The 10590-nt window shown below is 33.2% G+C and carries 12 protein-coding genes; 3 read left to right on the top strand and 9 right to left on the bottom strand.

Translation table 11 applies throughout. The annotated features are described in order from the left end of the window. Nucleotides 1-95 precede the first annotated feature (95 nt). The 5 genes from K5Q14_RS09645 to K5Q14_RS09625 all read right to left on the bottom strand — a co-directional run bounded on the left by K5Q14_RS09645 (nucleotide 96) and on the right by K5Q14_RS09625 (nucleotide 4429). Nucleotides 96-521 carry a hypothetical protein gene (locus K5Q14_RS09645; RefSeq protein WP_220735497.1) on the bottom strand — a complete coding sequence of 142 codons (426 nt, stop codon included), beginning with the start codon at nucleotides 519-521 and terminating at the stop codon, nucleotides 96-98. After that, nucleotides 514-1740 carry a lysophospholipid acyltransferase family protein gene (locus tag K5Q14_RS09640; RefSeq protein ID WP_220735496.1) on the bottom strand — a complete coding sequence of 409 codons (1227 nt, stop codon included), beginning with the start codon at nucleotides 1738-1740 and terminating at the stop codon, nucleotides 514-516. The genes K5Q14_RS09645 and K5Q14_RS09640 overlap by 8 nt, the downstream gene beginning before the upstream one ends. Nucleotides 1741-1752: 12 nt before the next feature. Then, entirely contained in the window at nucleotides 1753-2367 is a 615-nt protein-coding gene (gene ribB / locus K5Q14_RS09635) for a 3,4-dihydroxy-2-butanone-4-phosphate synthase (protein ID WP_220735495.1), read from the bottom strand. 219 nt (nucleotides 2368-2586) lie between these two features. Next, the gene (locus K5Q14_RS09630; protein ID WP_246587648.1) at nucleotides 2587-4062 is read right to left on the bottom strand and encodes an MFS transporter; all 1476 of its coding nucleotides are present in this window, start codon (nucleotides 4060-4062) and stop codon (nucleotides 2587-2589) included. An 82-nt stretch (nucleotides 4063-4144) separates the two neighbouring features. Continuing rightward, nucleotides 4145-4429 (bottom strand): ArsR/SmtB family transcription factor, encoded by a 285-nt coding sequence (locus tag K5Q14_RS09625; RefSeq protein WP_220735494.1) that lies wholly within the window; start codon nucleotides 4427-4429, stop codon nucleotides 4145-4147. A gap of 503 nt (nucleotides 4430-4932) precedes the next feature. Here K5Q14_RS09625 and K5Q14_RS09935 point away from each other — a divergent pair. Further along, nucleotides 4933-5142 carry a helix-turn-helix domain-containing protein gene (locus tag K5Q14_RS09935; protein ID WP_373306154.1) on the top strand — a complete coding sequence of 70 codons (210 nt, stop codon included), beginning with the start codon at nucleotides 4933-4935 and terminating at the stop codon, nucleotides 5140-5142. On the opposite strand, the gene K5Q14_RS09615 is transcribed toward K5Q14_RS09935, so the two are convergent. The 3 genes from K5Q14_RS09615 to K5Q14_RS09605 form a co-directional block, all read right to left on the bottom strand. Further along, the gene (locus tag K5Q14_RS09615) at nucleotides 5139-5396 is read right to left on the bottom strand and encodes a Txe/YoeB family addiction module toxin (protein WP_220735492.1); all 258 of its coding nucleotides are present in this window, start codon (nucleotides 5394-5396) and stop codon (nucleotides 5139-5141) included. The genes K5Q14_RS09935 and K5Q14_RS09615 overlap by 4 nt on opposite strands. Next, nucleotides 5396-5674 (bottom strand): type II toxin-antitoxin system Phd/YefM family antitoxin, encoded by a 279-nt coding sequence (locus tag K5Q14_RS09610; RefSeq protein ID WP_220735491.1) that lies wholly within the window; start codon nucleotides 5672-5674, stop codon nucleotides 5396-5398. The genes K5Q14_RS09615 and K5Q14_RS09610 overlap by 1 nt, the downstream gene beginning before the upstream one ends. A gap of 674 nt (nucleotides 5675-6348) precedes the next feature. Continuing rightward, entirely contained in the window at nucleotides 6349-7557 is a 1209-nt protein-coding gene (locus tag K5Q14_RS09605; RefSeq protein WP_220735490.1) for an MFS transporter, read from the bottom strand. Between the two features lie 112 nt (nucleotides 7558-7669). Between K5Q14_RS09605 and K5Q14_RS09600 the strand changes: the two genes are divergently transcribed. Then, nucleotides 7670-8569: a helix-turn-helix domain-containing protein gene (locus K5Q14_RS09600; protein WP_220735489.1), complete on the top strand. Its 900-nt coding sequence runs from the start codon at nucleotides 7670-7672 to the stop codon at nucleotides 8567-8569. 63 nt (nucleotides 8570-8632) lie between these two features. Here K5Q14_RS09600 and K5Q14_RS09595 read toward each other — a convergent pair whose 3' ends face one another. Beyond that, nucleotides 8633-10144: a glycoside hydrolase family 32 protein gene (locus K5Q14_RS09595; protein ID WP_220735488.1), complete on the bottom strand. Its 1512-nt coding sequence runs from the start codon at nucleotides 10142-10144 to the stop codon at nucleotides 8633-8635. A gap of 113 nt (nucleotides 10145-10257) precedes the next feature. Between K5Q14_RS09595 and K5Q14_RS09590 the strand changes: the two genes are divergently transcribed. Beyond that, nucleotides 10258-10530, top strand: a complete 273-nt coding sequence (locus K5Q14_RS09590; protein ID WP_220735487.1) for a winged helix-turn-helix transcriptional regulator — start codon at nucleotides 10258-10260, stop codon at nucleotides 10528-10530. Nucleotides 10531-10590: the final 60 nt, after the last annotated feature.

Raw genomic sequence — 10590 nt, 5'->3', positions numbered from 1 at the left:
TTAACCCCAGTGGCCTTTGAACAAAAATAGCAAATCAAAGTAGAATGCGTGTCCGATTTATTGACGTAGATCCAATATTTGAAAAAGCACTCACATCAAAATCTATAGGCACTTTCAGTCAACTGTTTTATTTTTGACAAAGTAATACTAAAGTATTTTGATAGATCAGAGTTGCACAGAGATAAGATTGGGACAAACATACTCTCATTATTGATATAAATTACTTGGGTCAAAGCGGTAACATCATCAGTTATTGTTTCAAATTCCCAAGAAATAGTATAGTTTAAAAGTTGCCCATCAACTCTATATTCAATTTGATTTTCTGTTTCTACGATTGATAATATATCTTGTCTATTAAATACACCATAAGCTCTCAAAATTATATACTCATTGTTAGATATTTTTTGTACATCAAGTACACTGGGATCATTTTTTAACAAGCGAATGCCATTCAACAAAACATTTGAAATTTTTTGTCTATTGCCTCTGATTTCTGTCGTTTCAGAAAATAATTTATTCACTTTTCATCGCCTCCTGGTTAGGATAAAATTGTGAGTCCATCCGCATTAGCATAACTATTGCTTCATAATGTCGACGTGCATCTAATTGACTAATACTATTCTTTTTTAAAACTGATAATAATGTCGTTCGTGCAGAGCCGAAATCACTGTTTCCTATCTTAGCCTTGGCTAATGCCAACATATACTGATTATTGTTGCTTTCCATTTTATTGGCCTTAATTAAATAATTCAAATATTTTTCTTTCTGACCCAAAAACAGCAATTGATGTCCTTTTATATAGTACCATTCGGCATTTTTTTCAGCATGTTTCAGAACATTAGTGGTTTTCATCATATAATATCGTCCCTTTAAAGTTTTCACACCACTAATATATGCTAACCTTCCGTACGCACGCCCGATTTCTAATAGTATTAAATTCCGATCTTCAATGCTAATTTCAAATCGAGATAGAATAATTCTCCCAGTATAGAGCACTCGATTATGGTATTCTGTCGGAGTATGGTTAGCCGAAGGATAGTTTCTAAGTGCTTTTTGGTTGTTTTTCACCATAGATTTAAGCATTTCCTTCTTCACATTGATCAAATCAATAGGTTTCGCTTCAAGTTGTTCATGAGATAGCTCACTTAGCAATCTAATATGAGATACACTTATATTTGTGATGTCTTTTCTGGCACTCTTGTTGATTGTTATATCTGTACCAATATTTACATTAATTTTTTTCATTTTTGGAAGCTTTGTAAATTTTGGTAATACATCAAAGTTCCCGTGCATACCAATTGGTATAATTTGAACTCCAGTTGCGTATGCTAAACTTTCTGCTCCACTTTTTCCAAAGTACATGTTTCCCGTTGGGGTTCGAGTTCCTTCTGGATAAACCACTACAACTGCATTCTCATGAATCAATTTATCTTTAAGCGTCATCATAGATGACAAAGCATTTTTGCCCCTATCAACAGGTATACTGTTTAATGACACATGCCACCAACGTGAAAAAGGTTTTTCAAATGCCTCTTTCTTAGTTAGAAAATAAACAGATTGTTTGGGATTTTGCTTTTTTAATAAATATAAAATCACGAAATGGTCCATATAACTACTGTGATTTGCAATGATTATACGGGGCCCAATAAATTTTAAGTTATTTAAACCATTGATACTTCCAACAAAGAAACTCACAATTTTAGTGGTAAATTTTGTTAGTATCATATTTGTCAATTTCATATTCATTCTCTCCTACATTTGTTTCTGTTCCATGTAGTTTTTCAATTCTTTGATACTTAGTAACGGTAAATTATATTTTTTGGACATTTCCATCAACTGTGGCAAACGCGCCATTGTTCCATCTTCATTTAATATTTCACAGATAGCACCCACAGGCTCTTCATTTGCTAATTTTGCAAGATCAATAGACGCTTCAGTGTGACCATTTCGGACTTGAACTCCACCATCAAGTGCTTTTAAAGGAAAAGTATGCCCCGGATGAACAAAATCCTTAGCGGTACTTGACGGATCTGCTAATATCCTAATAGTTGCTGACCGATCAAATGCCGAAACACCTGTTGTTACACCGTGAATTGTTTCGGCATCAACTGAAAATGTGAATCTTGTTCCATTACTTTCTGTATTATTTTCGACCATTTGAGTAAGCCCTAGCCTTTGTGTAATAGCCTCACTAACCGGTGTACATAACAGTCCTCGTGCATGTGTAACCATAAAATTTACATTTTCAGGATTCATTTTAGAGCCTATTCCAACTAAATCTCCCTCATTTTCTCGATCCTCATCGTCCACTAAAATAATTAGTCCACCCTTTTTCATATACTTCACAATTTCTTCTACATTTGACATTTTACTGCCTCCTTTTTATATACTTAGTAGCTTACATTTTTCTTTTTCCTTTCACAAAACAAAATATTAATAATATTTATCAATATACTGATATTTCAAGAAAGAACATAAATAATTTAAACTTCTTTAACTATTTATTGTTCATATTCTTCTTATGCTTTCCCCTTTGACTTCTTAAAAATCAATGTTCATAATTGGTTTCATGTCCCTTATGCCCCTTTATTTAATTACTTCCCGATTCCGATCTGATACATTAACAATCAAAACGATGACAAACAATATTAGCGCGACACTGAATACTGTATGCATGCCTGTTAAGATGATTTGATTGATTGTGTGCTCATCTGCAACCGATGGCGATCGATACACACCTTTTATAGACTGATTAATCATATTCTGATCAATAATGGGATGTTTCTTTAATCCCGAATTTAAGCTCATGTTGAATGCTAAACCAAAAATTCCTGCCGCTAATGTCTGCCCTAGCGTTCTGCCTAAAGTGATCATTGCTGAGGCAGTACCTAAACTTTCTTCAGGAACAATTCTCTGAGCAACAAGTGTGTTCATTGTTATCGTTATGCCTAACGTCAGACCTGTTATACCAGAAACAAAAAAGAAAATTGTCTGATTAAAACGACTATCAATAAAAATAAGCGGTAAATAGGCTACCATCATCAATGCAATGAGTGGTAAAGCAATATATTTTGGTGCCCGACGTTTAACAAGTGTACCGACAAAAAAAGAAGATAGTAACCAAAATATCGGACTAGGTGACACCGATAAGCCAGCAACAGTGGCTGTTGTCTTATAAATACTCTGTAACCACATCGGAAAATAAGTTTGAAATCCTATTTGAATCGCACTCAACACTAAGGCCGTTGTAATCTGAATTGAAAACAACCTGTTATGAAACAAAGTTAACGGTATAATTGGGTCATTTGCCTGCCGTTCGAAAATAAAAAATGATATACCAAATACAACAATTAGAAATAGGATAACCAATATTTCTGTTAATGAAAAATTAACCTGACTTAGTGTTTGGAAAAGCATTAAAGTCATTATCAGAAGTCCTGATAATGACAAAATACCTTTAACGTCCAACGGCTTTTTGACATATTTTTTGCTTTTTTCCTTGTACTTAAATGAAATAATTAATATCACGAGAATGCCAATTGGTACATTGATAAAAAACACCCAATCCCAACTTAATTTATCAACAATATAACCACCCAACAAGGGCCCTAACAATGCTGATATCCCCCAAGCTGTATTATTCATAGCCAACATTTTTGAGCGTTTCTGATAGTCGAACAAATCTGCAATCATTGTGAACGTAATAGGCATGATTGCACCGGCACCGATGCCTTGTAAAGCTCTAAACATGATGAGTACAATCATGTTATTTGATACACCACACAAAAACGATCCAATTGTAAAAATAATGAGACCAGTTAAAAATACTGGTTTTCTGCCAATTCGATCAGCAAATTTGCCATAAATAGGTGTCGTGACTGCTGTCAGTAACAGATATGTAGCAAATACCCAACTTTGTAGTGATATGCCATTGAGTTGGCTGACAATTGTGGGCAACGCGGTCGTTATAATTGTCGTTTCAACTGAAGTCATGAACGTTGCAATTAAAATAGCCATCATAATAAAATTTTTATTGCCTGTTTGTCTATTTTCTTTTATCAAGTTCCCTCCCCCGAAGTGATGTACTTCTGTATATATTCGATTGTTTTATAACATTAGAACTAATAGTTAAAAATAAAAAGATTCAAAGTGAATCCAAAAATCCTGGTAAAAAATTGTTGAATGTTTGATAGTTAAGCGATAAATACTTACTTTGCGACTCCCTTCTGGTATTCGTTAAGCCTACATTACGCAACATTTTGAAATGATACGATACTGTAGACTTACTAATATTTAATTTTTCGCCAATCTCTCCGCAAGTCATTTCACGTTGGGCATGACGCAAAACACGAATAATACGCAAACGGTTAATATCTGAAAGGACTTTGAAAATTTCTGTTCTTTGTAAATCTGTTTGTTCTAATGTCATGAAACAAGCATACGCCAATGTTTTATTATTTGTCAATATTTTCTTCGCATACAATATAGTTAGATGTGGTATAGATTTATACGCATAATAATTGACTTTGTCGTTGACATCTGTTGTTTTTATAGTCACTAATTTTCTGAAATAATTTCCAAAAAAACAGACTTAGCTATCGCGGATCTACGTCAATAAATTAGACACGTATTTTATATTGTGAAATCTGATAAATCAGGTGATTTGTAAAGTGTAAAAATGGACTTAAAGCAGCATTGTTAGGTTTTATATTTCACAAGATAACATTTAGGTTCTTGAAGCCTTGATGAAAAAGTTGCGAATATGTTATAATAAAGACACATAAAAAGGACTAGCGCTAACTAGTCCCATGGTTGTCTTGAGATAACCGCCACTACTCATTTCAATAAAGAAACAGCCTTGAACGGTCAAATTCAATTGTGGCTGTTTTTTTATTTATTATTTTTTAATACTTTTAATCAATACAACAACAAATGCCAACATTGATAGCATTAAACTCAAAGAGCCTGACACAAAAAGAACTAGCACAACACTACCATATGACGCCGAGACTAGTCAGTAAATGGGTTAATCAAGTACGAACGACTGGCTATGATGCGCTTAAAATTAAACATAAGCGCAGAAAATGCCCCACTAATATCTGGGAGAGCGACATTCATGACTGTCGTATCAAGTATTTCTAATAGTGTCCATACGCTGACAAAATTTCTATCATATGATCACGCTGATTAATACTATACACAACGCGATGTTGACCATTAATCCTACGAGAATATTTACCCGCACCTGGTGGAACTAATTTCTCAAAACGTTGATTTAACTCATAGGGATTTTTTTTTAACTGTTGATAAACATTATCAAATTGTCTCGTTAATCCAGCTCTTTTAAGCTTAACTAAATCCTTTGTCACTGACATTTTAAATTTAACTTGCCACATCAAAGATTACTCCAATCAAGCCCACCTTCAACGGTTTCAGACAGTGTAACACTATCTTCTTTTTCACGCATAATAGCATCACTTAATTGACCATTTGTCATCAGCATCAACGTTTCTTGTAACGCATCATAATCAGCCCTACTAATGACAACTGCTTCTTTTTCTGGCGCTTTTGGACTATTAATAATGACAGGTTCATGGTCTTCATTCACTTGTTTTAATATTGTAAAGAAATTTTGACGTGCCATGGTTGGTGAGAATATTGATTGCGTTGTCATATGTGTACCTACTTTCTGTACATTAATTATACCACGTACCTAAAACATGTACAATAAAAAAATTGACTTAGGAGCACTATGATGCGCTTAAAATTAAACATAAGCAACGTTATTTTGATGCGCAATCAAAATAGATACATATGTTTCATTTTTCATTGTCCAGTCACTTTTCTAGTAAATATTATTTATTAAAATCAGTCTAATTTATTGATGTTCAAGCAACCTGATGTGGCCAAAACAAATAAATAGAATACCCGATTAAAACAATTCCAATAACAAAGCATAACACTTTGATGGTTACATTGTTGGTTTTAAAAGCAGAAAATATTGATATAATACCAATAATAAAACTTAGTAACATAATATAAAAAAACATATCAGTCTCCTAACTGTATCATTCTGTTGTGTTGTAGGGCAATATCTTTGTCATGTGTGACTGTTATAATTGTTGTTCCTATTTTATTGAGTTGCTTTAAATAGTCTAACATTATCAAAGCATTATTGGAATCCAGAGTGAACTATAGTCAATTTTTGGCACAGGCTCTATAATTAAACCTAAGGAGCAAAAGCTATGTCTAAAAAATACGATAACGATTTCAAACAAATGATTATCGCACTGGCGCAATCAAATCATCACACCCTCGCTTAAATTTCAGAAGATTATGGTGTCATAATTATATCCTTTTAATAATCCTTTTTTTCGTCAGTAGTAATAATCCAATTATAATAACCAGGGCTAAAAATCCAGATGAAATAAACACTTGGTAACTTTCAAAATGATCAAACAAGAGGCCGTAACATAATCCTCCTAGAGGAACAAACAGTTGAGAAACTGCATTGATGATTGAATAAACACCACCCTGCTTATTTTCTGGCACTTCCATTTGTAAATAAGTTGTCATTGCTGTATTAGCAAATACGACTATCAGTCCGAAAGCAACTACTAATCCCCCTAAAAGTCCAATAATTATTAAATCACTATGTGTTATTAATTCTGGAAACCCGAACAAAATAATGATTATAGTAAAGCACAACATTGACTGATACATAATTTTTAAGTTATCTTTAATGGTGTGAATGGTCAATATGATGCCACCTACTACCATTGCAACGCTAGTTAAACTTTCCAAAAAACTGTAAACTAATTTTGACAGAGACAATTGGTTAATAACAAGTACAGGTAAACCAATCGTTATGGCTGAGGCGAATAAGTTGATAAACATCGCAATAATAACAAGAGATAAAATTTCTGGCCGGCCTTTAATAAATTTTATAACCATCCCAAAGGAATTTTTGCCAGTGGCTGCTATCCTATGTAACGGATCTAGTTTTAACGTACTGGTGGATAAGATTGACACACCAACTAGAATAATTATTAGAAAAACAAAGAAGGGCAGTGTGAGTAAGCTAAATGCTAATCCGCCTACAATAGGACCAAGAATATTTGCAACCGAAGTAGCGGACTGAACTGATGCATTCAGTCTTTGATATTTATGCTTTTCAACCAACTGTGTAGTAGACGCTTTTAACGTGACGATGAATAATTCCTCACTAACCCGAATAATCATCATCAAAATATAGACATATGCGAGTGTACCAGCATCTAAATGATCACTAACTACGACCCAATAAGCTAAAAGAAATACTAACGAAACTATTTGAGCTGTTAATAGTATCTTTTTGTGTGCAACTGTGTCTACAATTCTAGTCATAATCGGTGTCAGTAATAGGCTGACCAATGGTCCAATAATTGTTAGTGTTCCAAAAATGAAAGCTGACCGAGTTATTTGTAAAAAGTACAATCCGAAAAAAAAATTTAAAGAGGTTATCGATAAATTAAAAACGAGGCTAATTAATGATGTCTTTATAATTGTATTGAACATTATCGTACGCCCTTTCCTTGTTTCCAATTTATCATCAAATATATCTAGACATTTTATTAATATGTGTAGTATAGTTTACGTTATTGGATATAAGCGGAGACAACTACGAATTATGAAAACACTTGGAGACACCATTAAAGCAATTCGAAAACAAAAAAAACTCACTCAAAAAGAAGTTTATATGGGAATTGTGTCTAGAAACTTCGCATCACGATTTGAAAATGGGCATAACAGCGTTGAATCCGAAAAACTATTTGCCATTCTCAAACGATTAGAGGTCTCTCCAAATGAGTTTCAATTTATTCACTATAATAACTCCGAATATCGGTTTAATAACATTTTAAACCAGATTGACAATGATGCTAATATGAAGAAAACAGCCACGTTAATGCAGAAACATATTGCATTAAAAAAGGATCCATCTCTAGAAAGTCAAATTCTCGCTGCTATTGCATACATCAAGGTATATATTATTGGCAATAACCCTTTAAGAATGGATGTGGATCCTGCATACCCATTAAAAAGACACTTAACCGAAACTAAATATTGGTCGGTGTTCGAATTAAGAGCATTTGTTGATGGTATTTTTGTTTTTAGAAAAGATCCAATAGAATTACGCGAATGTATGACTAAGGTTCATGATTTATATAAAAAATATAAAGAATTCACAGAATATTCTTATATAATAGAACAAAGCGTCGCTAGTATTGTTCTTAATTATGTTCAAATTGAACTCACAAATTTCAACTATGATTCAAACAGTTTTAGGAGAATTACTGATAATTCTTACTACAGTGCAATAACCGATTTTACGGCTAAGCTCACTATGGATTTTGCTAGATTGGTCATTTTTCTCTATTTAGGATCAGATCAAAAAAATGACGAAGCTAATTGCTATGAATTTATACACATGCTAAAAGTGCTGCAACATAATGACTATATCGTGTTTAACGAAATCTATCATTACCATTTACCTCTAAGCCAACGATATCGAAAGTCACAGTGTTCCTAACTCCGACTGCTTAACAATCAAAAAGCGCAAAACACTGTCCCGCATTTTGCGCTTTTAATTATTTTATTCGAGTACACTATAAGCTACTGTCGTGTCCCCGTTTACCTTAACTGTGACATGATTGTTTGATACTTCAGAAAACTTAGCTAATGAGTAGGTCTCCCCAGTTTCAGGGAAAAACATTTCAATACTACCTGCATCAACAAATAATTGCACGTTCAATTGATTAACCGCATTTATTTTAGCCACGTGCGCTTTAGTGTAATGGTCATAAGCACCTTCCTCATTTTTGATGTTTGTGCCATCTCTAGAGACCATATAGTAACCATTAGTTGTATCCAAATCGAATTTAAAAAAACTGTCCTGATTGTCGATTTCAATATGTATATGTGACGGAAAAACCTCGTTATCTTTGACGGTATTTAGATTTAATGCAAAACTCTTCAATGGTATATTTTTATCAACAACAGTTTTATACCCTAAAGCATCAGCTGTGGTCTCTTTTGTATAGACCGTTTGCTCATCAACTTTGTTTTTAAATAAAGTCGAAGTTAAAAATTTATTTGTTGTTAAACGATAGTTATCTTTTTGCGTCAATGACAAGACACGTGCCATACTCATAGAACCGACCTTGCCGGTATTAGTTTTCACTTGCTTATTATAGTCCCAACTACCCAGCCACCCTAAGCCAAGTAATTGATGATTGTTGGTTTGCATAAATTTAGCGCCATAAAAGTCACTACCATCGTCCACTCTTCTGGCGTCAGTTTCTGGTTGAAAGACCCCATCAATTAGATTGCCGACAACATAATAAGTACCTGTGGTCTCTTGACGTTGATAACCATTACCACCAAACAACATGACCCATTTGTCTTCATGACTATCTGTTGTTTTTAATTTGAATAAGTTAGGACACTCCAATAGTCCTAATTGATCAATTTTATTATAAATACCAGATTTGTAATTAAAATGAATCCCATCTTTAGAGTTGTAAACACCAATTTTATTACCTTCAGCGAGATACATATAAAAAGTACCATCTAATCTGAAAACATAAGGATCTCTGAAATTAGTATCTTTATTATCAGGTGTCATGATAGGATTATTTTTATAAGCTTGAAAAGTTAACCCATTATCTACAGAAAACCAAATATTTTGTGTTTGCCCTTTTTCGCCATAGCTAGTGACGTAGCTAATTAACGCATCTTTACCAAATCCTAACGTGTTATCATAGTCTTTATAAATCGTTCCGGAAGCTATATCCCCATTGGGTGTCGTATACTTTTTAATAGCTGTTCCTAGGCTATTATAGTGTACAAAGTCTTTCGTAGACACTGCCTCCCATTCCGTGCCATTACCACCAATATTAAAATCCTTATTGTGCAAATAGTAGAACTTATATTCCTGAGTTTTTTCATCATAAACAATACTTTGAATATCATTCATAAAACCTGATTTGGCATTCAAATGATAATTTTGACTATGTTCACCCATCGTATCTCCCAAAACCTTATGATTATCCATCACAAACACACCACTCAACACAACAACAAAAAGCACAACTTTCTTAATCATCTCTATTCTCCTTAAAAATAAGTAACCTTACTAATATAGCATGATTTCTCGTTTTATAATAAAAGTACAGTATAATTAAAATTATTGAGATAAATACATATGGAGGTATGTTTATGAACAAAGCTGTACAAAGTAGCATTAAACATGATGAAATTTGTCCTTTAGATTCCACATTAGAAATACTATCAGGAAAATGGAAATCAGTGATTTTATGTAGATTAATGGATCAAAGTTTTCATTTTAACGAATTGAATAAATTTATTCCAAATTGTTCAAAAAGGATGCTAGCAATTCAATTAAAACAACTTGTTTCAGACGATATTATTAAAAAACACATATCGATTACAAACAAAAATCAAATTACAATAGTGGATCTACGTCAATAAATCGGACACGCATTCTACTTTGATTTGCTATTTTTGTTCAAAGGCCACTGGGGTTAAATA

This window comes from Leuconostoc inhae, assembly GCF_019656015.1.
GTDB lineage: Bacteria > Bacillota > Bacilli > Lactobacillales > Lactobacillaceae > Leuconostoc > Leuconostoc inhae_A.
The sequence above is the reverse complement of the archived record's forward strand: the minus strand, read 5'-3'. Positions and strand labels throughout refer to the sequence as shown.

Coding starts and splice junctions, on each gene's coding strand:
- K5Q14_RS09640 (WP_220735496.1), bottom strand. CDS start 1,740: ATGAAATTGACAAATATGATACTAACAAAATTTACCACTAAAATTGTG.
- ribB (WP_220735495.1), bottom strand. CDS start 2,367: ATGTCAAATGTAGAAGAAATTGTGAAGTATATGAAAAAGGGTGGACTA.
- K5Q14_RS09625 (WP_220735494.1), bottom strand. CDS start 4,429: ATGACATTAGAACAAACAGATTTACAAAGAACAGAAATTTTCAAAGTC.
- K5Q14_RS09935 (WP_373306154.1), top strand. CDS start 4,933: ATGCCAACATTGATAGCATTAAACTCAAAGAGCCTGACACAAAAAGAA.
- K5Q14_RS09615 (WP_220735492.1), bottom strand. CDS start 5,396: ATGTGGCAAGTTAAATTTAAAATGTCAGTGACAAAGGATTTAGTTAAG.
- K5Q14_RS09610 (WP_220735491.1), bottom strand. CDS start 5,674: ATGACAACGCAATCAATATTCTCACCAACCATGGCACGTCAAAATTTC.
- K5Q14_RS09605 (WP_220735490.1), bottom strand. CDS start 7,557: ATGTTCAATACAATTATAAAGACATCATTAATTAGCCTCGTTTTTAAT.
- K5Q14_RS09600 (WP_220735489.1), top strand. CDS start 7,670: ATGAAAACACTTGGAGACACCATTAAAGCAATTCGAAAACAAAAAAAA.
- K5Q14_RS09595 (WP_220735488.1), bottom strand. CDS start 10,144: ATGATTAAGAAAGTTGTGCTTTTTGTTGTTGTGTTGAGTGGTGTGTTT.
- K5Q14_RS09590 (WP_220735487.1), top strand. CDS start 10,258: ATGAACAAAGCTGTACAAAGTAGCATTAAACATGATGAAATTTGTCCT.